Annotated in this window: 13 protein-coding genes; 9 read left to right on the forward strand and 4 right to left on the reverse strand. The window is 61.5% G+C overall.

The window, feature by feature from the left end:
• Positions 1 to 84 precede the first annotated feature (84 nt).
• The 3 genes from WHX55_RS25800 to WHX55_RS25810 all read left to right on the forward strand — a co-directional run bounded on the left by WHX55_RS25800 (position 85) and on the right by WHX55_RS25810 (position 1,952).
• Entirely contained in the window at positions 85 to 549 is a 465-nt protein-coding gene (locus WHX55_RS25800) for a multidrug transporter (RefSeq protein ID WP_150754563.1), read from the forward strand.
• A 33-nt stretch (positions 550 to 582) separates the two neighbouring features.
• Positions 583 to 1,407 (forward strand): SDR family oxidoreductase, encoded by an 825-nt coding sequence (locus tag WHX55_RS25805; protein WP_353741553.1) that lies wholly within the window; start codon positions 583 to 585, stop codon positions 1,405 to 1,407.
• Positions 1,408 to 1,553: 146 nt separating this feature from the next.
• Entirely contained in the window at positions 1,554 to 1,952 is a 399-nt protein-coding gene (locus WHX55_RS25810) for a DUF4440 domain-containing protein (protein ID WP_353741554.1), read from the forward strand.
• Between the two features lie 150 nt (positions 1,953 to 2,102).
• On the opposite strand, the gene WHX55_RS25815 is transcribed toward WHX55_RS25810, so the two are convergent.
• From WHX55_RS25815 to WHX55_RS25830, 4 genes are all read right to left on the reverse strand, one after another.
• Positions 2,103 to 2,966, reverse strand: a complete 864-nt coding sequence (locus WHX55_RS25815) for an HlyD family secretion protein (protein ID WP_057395860.1) — start codon at positions 2,964 to 2,966, stop codon at positions 2,103 to 2,105.
• Positions 2,967 to 3,005: 39 nt separating this feature from the next.
• Complete coding sequence (locus WHX55_RS25820; protein WP_007896379.1) at positions 3,006 to 3,206, reverse strand: DUF1656 domain-containing protein; 201 nt, start codon at positions 3,204 to 3,206, stop codon at positions 3,006 to 3,008.
• The gene (locus WHX55_RS25825; RefSeq protein WP_353741555.1) at positions 3,196 to 5,400 is read right to left on the reverse strand and encodes an FUSC family protein; all 2,205 of its coding nucleotides are present in this window, start codon (positions 5,398 to 5,400) and stop codon (positions 3,196 to 3,198) included. Before WHX55_RS25825 ends, WHX55_RS25820 begins: the two co-directional genes overlap by 11 nt.
• 139 nt (positions 5,401 to 5,539) lie before the next feature.
• The gene (locus WHX55_RS25830) at positions 5,540 to 7,039 is read right to left on the reverse strand and encodes an efflux transporter outer membrane subunit (RefSeq protein ID WP_151213840.1); all 1,500 of its coding nucleotides are present in this window, start codon (positions 7,037 to 7,039) and stop codon (positions 5,540 to 5,542) included.
• A 190-nt stretch (positions 7,040 to 7,229) separates the two neighbouring features.
• Between WHX55_RS25830 and WHX55_RS25835 the strand changes: the two genes are divergently transcribed.
• The 6 genes from WHX55_RS25835 to WHX55_RS25860 all read left to right on the forward strand — a co-directional run bounded on the left by WHX55_RS25835 (position 7,230) and on the right by WHX55_RS25860 (position 15,682).
• Positions 7,230 to 8,198: a LysR family transcriptional regulator gene (locus tag WHX55_RS25835; RefSeq protein ID WP_008050110.1), complete on the forward strand. Its 969-nt coding sequence runs from the start codon at positions 7,230 to 7,232 to the stop codon at positions 8,196 to 8,198.
• Positions 8,199 to 8,913: 715 nt separating this feature from the next.
• The gene (locus tag WHX55_RS25840; protein WP_353741556.1) at positions 8,914 to 10,068 is read left to right on the forward strand and encodes an efflux RND transporter periplasmic adaptor subunit; all 1,155 of its coding nucleotides are present in this window, start codon (positions 8,914 to 8,916) and stop codon (positions 10,066 to 10,068) included.
• On the forward strand, positions 10,065 to 13,166 hold the full coding sequence (locus WHX55_RS25845) for a multidrug efflux RND transporter permease subunit (protein WP_150756195.1): 3,102 nt from the start codon (positions 10,065 to 10,067) through the stop codon (positions 13,164 to 13,166). Before WHX55_RS25840 ends, WHX55_RS25845 begins: the two co-directional genes overlap by 4 nt.
• 9 nt (positions 13,167 to 13,175) lie before the next feature.
• On the forward strand, positions 13,176 to 13,853 hold the full coding sequence (locus WHX55_RS25850) for a heavy metal response regulator transcription factor (protein ID WP_223447766.1): 678 nt from the start codon (positions 13,176 to 13,178) through the stop codon (positions 13,851 to 13,853).
• The gene (locus WHX55_RS25855; RefSeq protein WP_353741557.1) at positions 13,843 to 15,207 is read left to right on the forward strand and encodes a heavy metal sensor histidine kinase; all 1,365 of its coding nucleotides are present in this window, start codon (positions 13,843 to 13,845) and stop codon (positions 15,205 to 15,207) included. Before WHX55_RS25850 ends, WHX55_RS25855 begins: the two co-directional genes overlap by 11 nt.
• Positions 15,208 to 15,457: 250 nt before the next feature.
• Positions 15,458 to 15,682, forward strand: a complete 225-nt coding sequence (locus WHX55_RS25860) for a hypothetical protein (RefSeq protein WP_150727948.1) — start codon at positions 15,458 to 15,460, stop codon at positions 15,680 to 15,682.
• Positions 15,683 to 15,763 lie beyond the last annotated feature (81 nt).

A 15,763-nucleotide genomic window follows, 5' to 3' on the forward strand; every position in this document is an offset into this window, starting at 1 on the left:
TCTGTACCATCGCCACGCCCCGCCCATCGCCAACCCCACCTGCGCTTAGGTAGGATGACCCTCTCTATTCCCGAGATTTACGTCATGTTCATCGGCGCCCTGCTGGTCATCACCTGGCTGATCCTGTTGCTGCGCTATCCAGCCAAGGCCTTGCCCGTATCCCTGGCGGCTGCCGTGGGGCTGGGTATCGTCGCCACTTGGGTCATCTGGATGGACCAGCACGAGCTCAAGCAACTGCAACGCCTGGAGTTGCGCATCAGTTACGCACCGCAGCAGTGTCCCGCCGACCGCCCATTGCAATTGACCCTCAACAACGGCAATGACGTGCCGCTGACTGAGCTGCGCTGGCGGGTCGCGGCTTATGCACCGGGCGATACGGTGAACCTGGCCGACAATCAATACTCCGCCCCGCGCTATCGTGGCCCCGGCGAATTGCAGGCCGGAGGCAACTGGGAAGACTGTTTGCCGCTGCCGCCATTGCGCCCTGGCTACCGTCCGGAAACCCTGGAGTTTCGCGCCGAGCGATTGCAGGGTAGTTTTTCCGACTGATCCCTTCCCCATTTTTTGCACAAGGAATGCGCCATGCCCGTTGCGTTGATTACCGGTTGCTCCAGCGGCATTGGCCGCGCCCTCGCCGATGCGTTCAAGGTCGCCGGCTATGAAGTCTGGGCCAGTGCCCGCAAGGCCGAAGATGTCGCGGCACTCACCGCTGCGGGTTTCACCGCCGTGCAACTGGATGTCAACGACACCGCGGCACTCGAAGCCTTGAGCGAGCGAATCAACCAACAAACCGGCGGCCTCGATGTGCTGATCAACAACGCGGGCTATGGCGCCATGGGGCCGTTGCTCGATGGCGGCGTACCGGCCATGCAACGCCAGTTCGAAACCAATGTGTTCGCTGTCGTTGGCGTCACTCGCGCGATGTTTCCCGTGCTGCGCCGGACCAAAGGATTGGTCGTGAATATCGGCAGCGTTTCGGGTGTGTTGGTCACGCCATTCGCCGGTGCCTACTGCGCCTCGAAAGCCGCAGTGCATGCCTTGAGTGATGCCTTGCGCATGGAACTGGCGCCGTTCGGTGTGCGGGTCATGGAAGTCCAGCCGGGGGCCATCGCTTCCAGCTTCGCCAGGAATGCCGGGCACGAAGCCGAGCAACTGATCAGTGAGCAATCGCCATGGTTTCCGCTGCGCGAAGGCATACGCGCTCGGGCCAAAGCCTCTCAGGACAACCCGACCCCGGCCATTGAGTTTGCGGCTGGATTGCTCAAGGCTGTGCAGCAGGACAAGCCGCCGCGACTGATTCGCCTCGGCAATGGCAGCCGCGCGTTGCCGCTACTGGCAGGTTTGTTGCCCAAGGGGCTGCTGGAATCGGGGCTGATGAAGCGATTCGGGTTGCGTGGGCAGCTCTGAGACCGCATCGCCCCCTTCGCGAGCAGGCTCGCTCCCACAGGGCTCCGTGTTCAGCCACTGTCTTTGTGGACAACTCCAATCCCTTGTGGGAGCGAGCCTGCTCGCGAAGGCGTCAGAAGAAACACCACAGATTTTCAGGAAACAACATGACCGACTACACCGAATACTTCGAAGAAGTGATCCAGGCCCACGTGGCCATCGAACAATGGCTGGCGGAAGAACGCGACGCGTCCGAACTCGAAAAACTGCTGACACGTTTTTCGCCGCAGTTCTCCATGGTCTCACCACTCGGTCGGGTGCTGGATTTTGACGCGCTGAGCGAATTGTTCACGCTGGCGGGTGGCAAGAAGCTCGGGTTCCGGATCGAGCTCAGTGAGTTATGTGGCATTGCGCTGTACGACGGTGGCGCGACCGTGAGTTACCGTGAGCAACAGACCGATGCCACCGGGCTGCACTCGGATCGTCGCTCGACCGTGGTGTTTGAAAAGCATGCCGATGGCCGGGTGATCTGGCGGCATTTGCATGAGACGTTTTGCAAGGAGTGAAATGTGGACCGAGCCACCCCCATCGCGAGCAGGCTCGCTCCCACACTGGATTTGTGTCCTACATAAATTCATCGGTCACTGAAGATCAAATGTGGGAGCGGCGGTGCGGCGATCCGACTTGCTCGCGAAGCAGGCGACTCGGTCTATCGGTTATGCACCATCACCTTGCTTCACCACCACCGTACAAGTAATCCCCGCCGCCAACAGCACACCCTCCGGCACCTCATCGATGTGAATCCGCACTGGCACCCGCTGCGCCAAACGCACCCAGTTAAACGTCGGGTTCACATCGGCAATCAACTCGCGACTTTCCGGGTTGTCGCGGTCGTAGATGCCGCGCGAGATGCTTTCCACGTGGCCCTTGAGTACTTCGCCGCTCATCAGTTGCATGTCGGCCTTATCACCGACGCGCACATGGGGCAGCTTGGTTTCTTCGAAGAAGCCGTAGACCCAGAACGAGTTCATGTCGACCACGGCCATTTTCGCCTCGCCGATGCGCGCGTAGTCGCCGCGATGCACGTTGAGGTTGGTCACGTAGCCATCCACCGCCGCACGCACTTCAGTACGCTTGAGGTTGAGTTCGGCGGCTTCCAGTTGCGCCTGGGCCTGCTGGTAATCGGCCAGGGCCGAGTCGGCGAGGTTACTGGCGTCGTCGCGGTTTTCCCGGGAGATCACCAGGTTGTCCATATCGGCACGACGATGGGCATTGACCTTGCGCATCTCCCAGGTCGCCTTGCGTGATGCCACCAGACTTTGCGCCTGCTTGACTGCCAGACGGTAGTGCTCGGGATCGATCTGCATCAGCAAGTCGCCCTTCTTCACCAGTTGGTTGTCACGCACCGGCACGTCCACCACTTCACCGGTGACGTCGGCGGCGACGTTGATGATGTCGGCGCGCACGCGGCCGTCGCGGGTCCATGGCGTGTTCATGTAGTGCTCCCACAAGGAGCGGCCGATCCACAGCGCGAGGGCCAGCACCAGCAAGGTCGCGAGCAGGCTGAAAAACTTTTTCATCGGGGCATTCTTCAGAGATAGAGAGTCAGTGATAGAGAGTCAACGGTAGACAGTCAGCGCCAACGCGCCGAACAGACAGGTAAACAGGCTCAGGCGCAGCAACGCCGGATGCCAGAAAAAACGGTACAGGTCGAACCCGGACAGAAACCGGTCCAGCGCCCAGGCAAGCGCCGCCGCGATGAAAAACATAAGGGTCATGGTTGGCATGTACACGCCGTGGAAGGCGATTTCACGAGGCATGTTCAAGTCCTTGTGGCTTGGCGCTGGCACTGGCAGTTACGTAGCCGGCAAGCGGTGATTGCGGATCGAGCAGCGAGGTGCGGATGAAGTGCAGGTAGCTCTTCACCCGGCGCAACGCCGAGGTATCGAAGTGCGGGGCGAAGGGTTCGTCGGTGGACTGCACACGGCTGATCGCGTGATCGACGGCGATCAGCGCGCGCTCCAGGTTGCTGCTGTTCGGTTGCAGGAACAGCCGCACCAGCGCACGACCCATCACCCGGATCGCCTGGCGCCATGGCTGGGATTCGGCATAGGCCGGATGCACCGGCAGAATCGCCTGCTCCTTGCGCAACTCGATGATCGAGTGACCGACTTCCAGCACCACGAACATCCAGCGCAGCAAGTCCCGCTGCACTTGCGGTTGGCCCGCCGCGAAGCCGTAGGCCTGGTGCACCAGATCGCGGGTGCGGCTTTCGAAACTCGACGCCAGCCCCTTGAGCTTGCCGCTGATGGCGTACACCACCTGACCGCGCAGATCCTGCTCCAGACGACGCCACAGCCAGCGGCTGTTGGGCGGCAAAATGATCGCCCCGGCCGCTGCGCACACCAGCATGCCGAGCACCATGGCGATGTAGTCGTTGATGAAGGTGTAGGGGTTGTAGACCGTGAGGTTGTCCGGCACCGAACCGGTGCTGAAGAAGATCAACAAGCCCAGGCCGACGCCGACGTATTGCGGTCGCGAGGTCAGGAACGAGCCGAGTACGATCACCGGTGCGAGCATCACGCACAGCAACGGAAATCCGTCGATCCACGGGAAAATGAAAAACATCTCGACGAAGCCGATCAGCGCCCCGAGCAACGTCCCGCACGCCATCTGAAAGGCCATGCGTTTGGGGTTCGGGGTGGCAGCGGACAGGCCCACGGTCGCGGCGGCAATCAGGGTCATGGTCGCGCCGCTCGGCCAAGCGGTTGCTACCCAATAACTGCCCAATACCACCAGAATGAACGCTGCGCGTATCCCCGATGCAGCCGCCGCCATCCAGTTGGTTTGCGGAGTGAACGGCTCGTCCCAGCGCTCCCGTTCGTGACTGTGATCGGCCAGGGAGGCGTGGGTCTGTGCATAACTGTGCAGGTCGTCGACGAAGCGATAGAGCAGTTCGTACGCCGTGTGGAAGTCCAGCAGTTCGTCGTCGCTCGGTTCGCTCTCCTGAAAGATCGCCCGCAGGCTGCGCACCCGCGCCGGCAACCCTGCCTTGTAGGCGCTCAGCGCCGTAACCAGACGCTCCGCATCGGCGCTGGTCAGCGCACGGCCACTGAAGCCGTCGAGTAATTCGGCGAGGTCTTGCAAGCCCGGTTTTATCGCCGCCACGGCATGATCCGTATTGTTGCTGCGCAAGCGTTCGAGCAACTGATGCAGGGCATTGAAGCGCGTGGTGATGCCCATGAACTCACTGTTCAGGCGGCTGAGTCGTCCATTGCGCCGACGCATGTGCGGGTCTTCGAACACGGTGACGCTGCGCAACCCTTCCAGTCCGACTGCCTCGGCAATGAAGCGCACATTGCCGGCCTCGAACGCCTCGCGTTGACTGCGGCCACGCAAGCCGTCGGTGACGAACTGGGCAAACACGCCGAAGCGCTGATACAGGGCGTTGCGCATGGCGGCGCTGGCGGTTTGCGGCAGGATTGCAGCGCTGATCAGGGTCGAACAGAGAATACCCAACGAGATTTCCAGCACCCGCCAGACCGCCGCCATGAACGCGCCGTCCGGGTGGGCCAGCGCGGGCAAGCCGACCATCGCCGCGGTGTATCCGGCGAGTACGAAACCGTAGGCGCGGAAGTTGCGGCAGCGGGTGGCGCCGGCCGTGCAGATACCCACCCAGATCGCCAGCGAACCGAGGAACAGTTCAGTGTTCTGCGCAAACAGGGCGATCAGCGCGACCATCACCGCCGACCCGGCCAGGGTGCCGAGAAAACGATAGAAACTCTTGGCGAACACCTGGCCGCTTTGCGGCTGCATGACGATGAACACGGTGATCATCGCCGTACGCGGTTGCGGCAGCTCCAGGCGCATGGCCAGCCACAGCGTCAGGAATGCCGCGAACAGCACCTTGAAGATGTAGACCCAGGTCACGCCGTCACTGCGTGACCAGTCGAAGAAACCCCGACGCCATTCCAGGGAGTACAGCCAGCGCAAGGGTGCGGGCAAGGGAGTCATTTATTCCTGCTCAACAAGATTCGATGTAAACCCGGAACCTGTGGGAGCCAGCCTGCTGGCGATAGCGGAGTATCGGTCGACACCAATGTTGAATGTGCCGCCCTCATCGCCAGCAGGCTGGCTCCCACAGGAATTACATTCACCTCAGCAGAACCGGGGTTTTCGGTGCCTGGGTCTGGCTATCTTTCGGCACATCGTTGCCCGCGCCCAAACCACCGCCGAGTGCCGTCACCAATTGCGCATGGGCGCTCAAACGCGCCGCCTGAACCTGCTGCTGCACTTGCTGCTGCTTGAACAACAAGGTCTGGGCATTGAGCACGTTGAGGTAATCGGTCAAGCCGCGCTGGTAGGCAATCATCGCGATGTCGTAGGTCTTCTGCGCCGTGGCCACCGACTCGGCGGCGAAAGCCTGCTGCTTGTCCATGGACTCGCGGCGGATCAACTGGTCGGAGATGTTTTTCAGCGCGTTGACCAGGGTTTGGTTGTACTTGGCCACGGCGATGTCATAACCCGCCGAGGCTTCACCCAACTCCGCACGCAAGCGTCCGCCATCGAAGATCGGCAACGAAATCGCCGGACCCACGCTGTAGTTGAGTTTCTTGCCGGTCAAAAACTCCAGGGCCCCACCGCCGGTGGCCATGTAGCCGAGGCTGCCGACCAGATCGACGTTCGGGTAGAAACCGGCATGGGCGACATCAATGCCCCGCGCCTGCGCCGCCACTTGCCAACGGCTGGCGACCACGTCCGGGCGTTGGCCGAGCAATTGCGCCGGCAGTGACGACGGCAGTTTCAGCGGCGCACCCAGCGACAGCGTTGGCCGCTGCAACTGCGCGCCCTCCCCCGGGCCCTTGCCGGCGAGGGTGGTGAGCTGGTTGCGGCTCAAGGCGATTTCTTCGTCGAGGGCGTCGATCTGGCGATGGGTTTCCGGCAGCGGCGTCTCGGCCTGGCTAACTTCGAAATGGGTGCCGATGCCACCGTTCAGGCGTTTTTGCGCCAGCTCGAGAATCTGCTGTTGCTGCTTCAAGGTCGCTTCGACGATGTCCCGCTGGGCGTAATGCAACGACAACTCGATGTAGACCCGTACGATGTTGTCCTGCAATTCGAGCTGGGCCTGACGCGCTTCGGCGACGCTCATGTGCGCCATGTCCACGGCGCGCTCGGTGGCATTGCTTTCGCGACCCCAGAGATCAAGGGCATAGCTGAAACCCAGCGCCGCGTTATTGTCCCAGGTCGTGGAGTTGGCCAGCTCGCCGGGGCCATAGAACTGGTCGGTAGGCCAGTTGTGACGCTTGAGGGTGGATTCGCCATTGATCTGCAGCGACTCGGCCGCTTCAGCCACGCCGGCCATGGACCGGGCCTGACGCACCCGGGCGGCGGCCATGGCCAGGGTCGGGCTGCCTTGCAGAGCGAGATCGATCCAGCGATTCAGTTGCGGGTCGCCATAGGCTTGCCACCATTGCGCGGTGGGCCAGTGCGCCTCTTGCGCGGCGCTCTGGATTGCCTCGTCGGTGGCCAGTGAATTGGCCTCCAGCGCCTTGCCCTGCGGGGCAATACCTCCGGTTCCGATGCAGCCGCTGATTGCCAGGGTTAAAGCCAAAACACTGAGCGGTTGAAGCGCTCTGTTGATGCGACGCGGCACTGCTGCGATTTCCTGAGGTGGGGAGTTTTGCGAGTTGCGCAATTCTATGGGGCGGCCTGAAAGGCGATAAGCTGGGATTCCTGTGAATCTTTGTTACCGTTAACGAGATAATCCCTTGGTCGATCTTTAGTCGCCTGTAAATAAACAGAAACTTCGTGTCACAATTTGCCATTCGCCTAGAGAGCACCCCATGGACACTTTGCAAAACATGCGCGCCTTCAGTTACGTGGCCGAAGCCGGCAGCTTCACCGCCGCCGCCGTGCAACTGGACACCACCACGGCCAACGTCTCGCGCGCGGTCTCCAACCTGGAAGCCCACCTGCAAACCCGCCTGCTCAACCGAACGACCCGCCGCATCGCCCTGACCGAAGCCGGCAAGCGTTACCTGCTGCGCTGCGAACAGATCCTGGCCTACGTCGAAGAAGCTGAAGCCGAGGCCAGCGACGCCCACGCGCGCCCAGCCGGGCAACTGAAAGTGCACACCATGACCGGCATCGGCCAGCACTTCGTGATCGACGCCATCGCCCGCTACCGCAAGACCCACCCGGACGTAACCTTCGACCTGACCATGGCCAACCGCGTGCCGGACCTGCTCGACGAGGGCTACGACGTGTCCATCGTCCTCGCCAGCGAACTGCCGGACTCGGGTTTCGTCTCCCAGCGCCTGGGAATCACCTACAGCATCGTTTGCGCCTCGCCGGCCTACGTCAAAACCAACGGCTGCGCACAAAAACCCAGCGACCTGCTCAACCACGCCTGCCTGCGCCTGGTCAGCCCGGTGATTCCGCTGGAGAAATGGGCCTTCGACGGTCCTGATGGCCAGGAAATGGTCACCATCAACAGCTCACCGTTTCTGGTGAACTCCGCCGACGCGATGAAATCCGCGATCATCAGCGGCATGGGCGTTGGCGTCCTGCCGCTGTACGCCGCAATAGAAGGCCTGCGCAACGGCACGCTGGTGCGCGTGATGCCCAACTACCGCTCCCAGGAACTGAACCTGTATGCGATCTACCCGTCGCGCCAGTACCTGGATGCGAAGATCAAGACCTGGGTCGAGTATTTGCGTGGATCGTTGCCGGAATTGCTGGCGGCTCATCAGGCGGAATTGGCGGCGTATGAATTGAGCGGGAGTCTGGGTGGGGTTCGGGTGGCGAATTGATGGATGCCCGAACCCGGCTCACATCAGATTGATTCATTGTGGGAGCGAGCCTGCTCGCGATGGCGCTCTCACATTCAACATCTCTGTGAGCAGATACACCGCTTTCGCGAGCAGGCTCGCTCACAGTTGGATTTGCATAAATCTGCCAGAAATTGGCTGGCTGTCACGCCGCCTTCGCGGGCAAGCCCGCTCCCACAGAAGAGCAAAAACAGATCGGCGTACACCCGCCGCTTCTCACCACTCATCAGGCCGAGCGTTAGCTCGCCTGCAGCTCTTGATCTTGATCCACCCGCCCCCTCGGAAGGCTGAGTGGAGGCGTTCATCCGGGGATTGGCGCGCAGCGCCGTTCGACGCAGTCGAACTCATTGCATGTAGGTCGTCGCGAAGCAGACCGGAGGGCAATGCCCCCGGATGAATGCCGGAGCGAAGGAACACCGAGCCCCAGCGAGGGGCCGGACGTTCGGGGCGAGCGCTTTTTTTGCTTACTTTTTTTGAGGCGCTTGTTAAAAAAAGTGAGTCGCCGTCAGGGCGAAACCCTAAGTCGCCGTTACCGAAGCAACGGATATGTACACGGTCACCCACAACATGGTCGGCCCAGAGGCCGCCAAGTCCCACAAACTGACAGCGCCGTCAGTTAGCCGTCACCCTCCTGACCGGCAAACAGGTTTATAAAGGAAAATACCAACCGTCTACCCAGCCCCGGCGCCCCACTCGCATGCGAATCCAGAAAAAATCCGCCCTGCTCGTCGCCCTTCTGATCGTTTTGGCAGCGCTGGGCCTGTGGTACGCGACCAAACCGGCCAAGGCCAAACTCGCCACCCCCACCGCCATCCCGGTACGCGTGGTCGCCGTCGCCGAAAAAGACGTACCACGCTACGTCAGTGGCATCGGTTCGGTGCTGTCCCTGCACAGCGTCGTGGTCCGCCCGCAAATCGACGGCATCCTCACCAGACTGCTGGTCAAGGAGGGCCAACTGGTGAAAAAAGGTGACCTGCTGGCCACCATCGACGACCGGTCGATCCGCGCCAGCCTCGACCAGGCCCGGGCACAATTGGGCGAAAGCCAGGCGCAACTGCAAGTGGCGCTGGTCAACCTCAAGCGCTACAAGCTGTTGAGTGTCGACGACGGCGTGTCCAAGCAGACTTACGACCAGCAACAAGCCCTGGTCAACCAGCTCAAGGCCACCGCCCAAGGTAACCAGGCCTCGATTGACTCCGCCGAGGTACAGCTTTCCTACACACAAATTCGCTCCCCGGTCAGCGGTCGTGTCGGCATTCGTACCGTCGACGAAGGCAACTTCCTGCGCATGACCGACACCAAGGGCCTGTTCACGGTGACCCAGATCGACCCGATCGCCGTGGAATTCTCCCTGCCGCAGCAAATGCTGCCGACCCTGCAAGGCCTGATCAACGACCCACAGCACGCCCGGGTCAAGGCCTACATCGGTGCCGACGGCGAAACCGGCAACCTGCTCGGGGAGGGCCACCTGACCCTGATCGACAACCAGATCAACGCCAGCACCGGCACCATCCGCGCCAAGGCCGAGTTCGATAATCCGAGGCAGAAGCTCTGGCCGGGTCTGCTGGTGACGGTAAAGATTCAGACAGCCCTGGATAAAGATGCGCTGGTGGTGCCGCCGACAGTCGTACAACGCGGCCTCGACCAGCACTTCGTGTACCGGGTCAATGGCGACAAGGTCGAAGCCGTGCAGGTGCAGATGGTTTATCAAGGCAGCGGCCAGGACATCATCAAGGGTGTGAAGCCCGGTGATGTACTGGTCAGCGATGGTCAGTCGCGGCTCAAGCCCGGCGCTACTGTGCAAGTGCTGACCGAGCCGCCTCAAGTGGTGCGATCGGAGGCGGCGCAATGAAGGGCCATGGTTCGGTTTCAGCCTGGTGCATCGACCACCCGGTGGCCACGGTCCTGCTGACGTTCGCCCTGGTGCTGCTGGGTGTCATCGCGTTTCCGCGCCTTCCGGTAGCGCCGTTGCCGGAGGCAGAATTCCCGACCATCCAGGTGGCCGCGCAACTGCCCGGCGCCAGCCCGGAAACCATGGCTTCCTCGGTGGCCACCCCCCTGGAAGTGCAATTCAGCGCGATTCCCGGCGTGACCCAGATGACATCGAGCAGCGCCCTCGGCTCGACCATCCTGACCCTGCAATTCACCCTCGATAAAAGCATCGACACCGCGGCCCAGGAAGTGCAGGCCGCGATCAACACCGCCGCGGGCAAACTGCCCAAGGACATGCCGAACCTGCCGACCTGGCGCAAGGTCAACCCGGCCGACAGCCCGGTGCTGATCCTCAGCGTCAACTCGTCGCTGATGCCAGGCCCTGAGCTCAGCGACCTGACGGAAACCCTGTTGTCCCGTCAGCTCAGTCAGGTCGACGGTGTAGGCCAGGTCGTCATCACCGGTCAGCAGCGTCCGGCGATTCGCGTCCAGGTTTCGGCGGACAAGCTCGCGGCCATCGGCCTGACCCTCGCGGACATTCGCCTGGCGATCCAGCAGACCAGCCTCAACCTGGCCAAAGGGGCGCTGTACGGGGAGTCGAGCATCTCGACCCTGTCCACCAACGACCAGTTGTTCCACCCGGAGGACTACAGCCAGCTAATTGTTTCCTACAAGGACGGTGCACCGGTTCATCTGCGCGATGTCGCCAAAGTCGTCAACGGTTCGGAAGATGCCTACATCCAGGCTTGGGCGGGCTCGCAACCGGGGGTCAACCTGGTGATCTTCCGCCAACCAGGCGCCAACATCGTCGAGACCGTGGACCGCATTCAGGCCGCCTTGCCGGCACTGGAAGCGATGCTCCCCGCCTCGGTGCAGGTCAAGACGCTGATCGACCGCACCCAGACCATCCGTGCCTCGCTGCATGAAGTGGAAATCACCCTGCTGATTGCAATCATGCTGGTGGTGGCGGTGATGGCGCTGTTCCTGCGCCAACTGTCGGCCACGCTGATCGTGTCGGCAGTGCTCGGCGTGTCACTGATCGCCAGTTTCGCGCTGATGTATGTGATGGGCTTCAGCCTGAACAACCTGACCCTGGTGGCGATCGTGGTCGCCGTGGGCTTTGTGGTGGACGATGCGATCGTGGTGGTGGAGAACATCCACCGGCATCTCGAGGCCGGTGACGGCATGCGCGAGGCGGCGATCAAAGGCGCTGGCGAGATCGGATTTACCGTGGTTTCGATCAGTTTCTCGCTGGTGGCGGCGTTCATTCCGCTGCTGTTCATGGGCGGTGTAGTCGGCCGGCTGTTCAAGGAGTTCGCCCTGACCGCCACCTCGACCATCATGATTTCGGTGGTGGTCTCGCTGACATTGGCGCCAACGCTGGCAGCGCTGTTCATGCGCGCGCCGGTGCATCGCGCCCACGACAAACCGGGCTTCGGTGAACGCCTGTTGGCGTGGTACGAAAAAGGCCTGCGCCGCGCCCTCGCCCACCAGAAAGCGATGATCGGTGTGTTCGCTTTATCGCTGGCTCTGGCCGTCGCCGGTTACATCTTCATTCCTAAAGGTTTCTTCCCGATACAGGACACCGGTTTCGTCTTCGGCACCACCGAAGCTGCTGCCGATATTTCCTATGGCGACATGGTGAAAAAACACCTGGCGATGGCCGAAATCGTCGCTGCCGATCCCGCAGTCGAAACGTTTTCACATTCCGTCGGCGTCTCGGGCAGCAACCAGACCATTGCCAACGGCCGCTTCTGGATCACCCTGAAAAAACGCGGGGATCGCGATGTCTCGGCCAGCCAGTTCATCGACCGGATTCGCCCGCAACTGATGAAAGTCCCGGGCATCGTGCTCTACCTGCGTGCAGGGCAAGACATCAACCTCAGCTCCGGCCCGAGCCGCGCCCAGTACCAATACGTGCTCAAGAGCAACGACGGTGCGACCCTCAGCACCTGGACCCAACGCCTGACGGAAAAACTACGCGCCAACCCGGCCTTCCGCGACATTTCCAACGACCTGCAACTGGGCGGCAGCATCACCCACATCAGCATCGACCGCAGCGCCGCGGCACGTTTCGGCCTCACCGCCAGCGACGTCGACGAAGCCCTGTACGATGCCTTCGGCCAGCGCCAGGTCAATGAATTCCAGACCCAGATCAACCAGTACAACGTGATCCTGGAACTGGATACCAAACAGCGCGGCAAGGCCGAAAGCCTCAACTATTTCTACCTGCGCTCGCCCCTGAGCGGGGAAATGGTGCCGCTGTCGGCCCTGGCCAGGTTCGATGCGCCGACCATCGGCCCGCTGTCCATCGCCCATGACGGGATGTTTCCCGCCGCCAACCTGTCGTTCAACCTGGCCCCCGGCGTGGCGTTGGGCGATGCGGTGATCATGCTCAACCAGGCCAAGGCCGACATCGGCATGCCGACCGCCATCAGCGGCAACTTCCAGGGCGCGGCCCAGGCGTTCCAGAGTTCGCTGGCCAGCCAGCCGTGGCTGATCCTGGCGGCGCTGTTGGCGGTGTACATCATCCTCGGCGTGCTCTACGAGAGCTTCGTGCACCCGCTGACGATCATTTCCACCTTGCCTTCGGCGGGCCTCGGCGCAGTGATCATGCTGTGGATCTGCGGTCAGGACTTTTCGATCATGGCCTTGATCGGGCTGGTGTTGTTGATCGGTATCGTCAAGAAAAACGGCATCCTGATGATCGACTTCGCCCTCGAAGCGCAGCGCAATGGCGGACTGTCGCCAGAGGAAGCGATCTTCAAGGCCTGCATCACGCGGTTCCGGCCGATCATCATGACCACCCTTGCCGCCCTGCTCGGCGCCCTGCCGCTGATGCTCGGTTACGGCACCGGCGCCGAGTTGCGCCAGCCCTTGGGGATCGCCGTGGTCGGCGGCTTGCTGGTGAGCCAGGCGCTGACGCTGTTCACCACGCCGGTCATATACTTGTGGCTTGAGCGGCTATTCCATCGACCTAAACCTGCGCCAGAACCGGTGCTGGCGACCACAGACTGAGGCGGGGTCATGCGCGTTCTGATTATCGAAGACGAAGAAAAAACCGCGGACTATCTGCATCGCGGCCTGACGGAGCAGGGTTTCACCGTGGATCTGGCCCGCGATGGTGTGGAAGGCCTGCATCTGGCGCTGGAGAGCGACTACGCGGTGATCGTCCTCGACGTGATGCTACCGGGCCTCGACGGCTTCGGTGTGTTGCGCGCCCTGCGTGCGCGCAAGCAAACCCCGGTGATCATGCTCACCGCCCGCGAGCGTGTGGAAGATCGCATCAAGGGCCTGCGTGAAGGCGCCGATGACTATCTGGGCAAACCGTTTTCCTTCCTTGAACTGGTGGCACGCCTGCAAGCGCTGACCCGCCGTAGCGGCGGCCATGAACCGGTGCAGGTGAGTATCGCTGACCTGTGGATAGATTTGATCAGCCGCAAGGCCACCCGCGCCGGTACACGTCTGGAACTGACCGCCAAGGAGTTCTCGCTGCTCAGCGTGCTGGCCCGGCGTCAGGGCGAAATCCTCTCGAAAACCGCCATTGCCGAGATGGTCTGGGACATCAATTTCGACAGCGACGCCAACGTCGTCGAAGTCGCGATCAAACGCCTGCGGGCCAAGCTCGACGGGCCGTTCGAAGAAAAATTGCTGCACACCATTCGCGGTATGGGTTATGTTCTGGAGAGCCGTGGTGTCCAGTAATTCCATTGCGCTGCGCCTGAGCGGCATGTTCACACTGGTGGCGCTTCTGGTCTTTCTGTTGATCGGTTGGGCGCTGTACCAGCAGGTCGACAAGGGCCTGGGCCTGCTGCCCGAAGCCGAACTGGATGCGCGCTACAGCGTGCTCGAATCCACGGTCGGCCGTTACGGCACGCCCGAGCACTGGGTGAAGATCAACAACAAGCTCAACCTGCTGAGCGAAGAAGACAAACGCATCAGTTTCTGGATCATCAGCGGCGATCCGCACTACGAATACGGCAACCTGACCCCGCAGATCCGCGCCTTTGCCCAAGGGCCCCTGGGCACGCGCGACATGCATCTGCCGGAGCACCCGTATCCGCTGAAAGTGCTGGTCAGCGAATTCCCGGCCAAGGACCAGCGCCCAGCGCTGCGCTTCATGATCGCCATCGACACCGAAACGTTTTTCCATACCCAGCATCACCTACTGGTCGCGCTGATCAGCTTGGCGATTGTCGGCGTGCTGCTGGCCTCGGCACTGGGTTATTGGGTGGCGCGGATCGGGCTCAAGCCGCTGATCAAACTGTCCCAGGAAGCCCAGCGCCTGGCTCCGCCGTTGCGCTCGGGACGCTTGCGACTCTCACCGTTGCCGCCTGAGCTTGATCAATTCGTCAGTTCGTTCAACTCGACCCTGGAACGGGTCGAGCAGGCCTACTCGCGCCTTGAGTCATTCAACGCCGATGTCGCCCACGAACTGCGCTCGCCATTGACCAACCTGATCGGCCAGACCCAGGTCGCATTGACCCGCGGGCGCTCCGCCGAGCATTACTTCGAAGTGCTGCAATCGAACCTCGAAGAGCTTGAGCGACTGCGTTCGATCATCAACGACATGCTGTTCCTCGCCAGCGCCGATCAGGGCAGCAAGGCGACCAAACTGACGTCCACGTCGCTGGCGGATGAAGTAGCCACGACCCTGGAATATCTGGATTTCATTCTCGAGGACGCTCAGGTCCAGGTTGAGGTCAGTGGTGACGCGCAAGTGCGGATCGAAATCGCCCATCTGCGCCGGGCGTTGATCAACTTGTTGAATAACGCGGTGCAGCACACCGCGCCCGGGCAGGTGATTCAAGTGCGGATCGAAGTCCAGGAGCATCAAGTCAGCATCGGCGTCGCCAACCCCGGCTCGCCGATTGCCAGTGAGCATCTGCCGCGCCTGTTCGAGCGCTTCTACCGGGTCGATGCGTCACGCAGCAACAGCGGCCACAACCACGGTCTGGGGCTGGCCATCGTCAAGGCGATTGCGTTGATGCATGGTGGGGATGTGTTCGTGCGCAGTGACCATGGGATGAATACGTTCGGGATTCATCTTCCTGTCTGATCCTCTTCTTCCTTTGTGGGAGCGAGCCTGCTCGCGATGCAGGCAACGCGGTGCAACTCAAGGACCGAGGTGTTGCTATCGCGAGCAGGCTCGCTCCCACATTGGATTTGGGTTGAACACATATAGGCGGCCAACCCACTATTGCCATAACCGCAACAGTCCTTTCATGAATCCACTCTTTTTCCCCTCCCCCAAGATCCTTATCTTTGCCCGCACCAAACAGCACTTGCCAAGCAAGAAGGTTTTAAAGATGTCCAACAGTATGGGTATTGCCAGCGCTTTCGTTTTGTCCTCTTTGTTCCTGTCGCCGTTGGCGATGGCGGAAGAATCGCAGACTTTCGTTGCGCATAACGCCGCACGCGCTGCAACGTTCGAAGAGCATCGGATCGAGATGACAGCCAAAGCTGTGCAAGACGCCCAAGCCCCGCAAGCATCCAGCATCCAGGCCCAGCCACGGGTCGAGAAAGACAGCTGATCTGCACCGATCACTCCCGTTTCCCTCGACACTTTTCATCGGCTCTTCCCTTTGAAAAGTTGTCTTCAAAGCCGCTGCTGT

The organism is Pseudomonas fluorescens, assembly GCF_040448305.1.
GTDB classification, from domain to species: Bacteria; Pseudomonadota; Gammaproteobacteria; order Pseudomonadales; family Pseudomonadaceae; genus Aquipseudomonas; species Aquipseudomonas fluorescens_BH.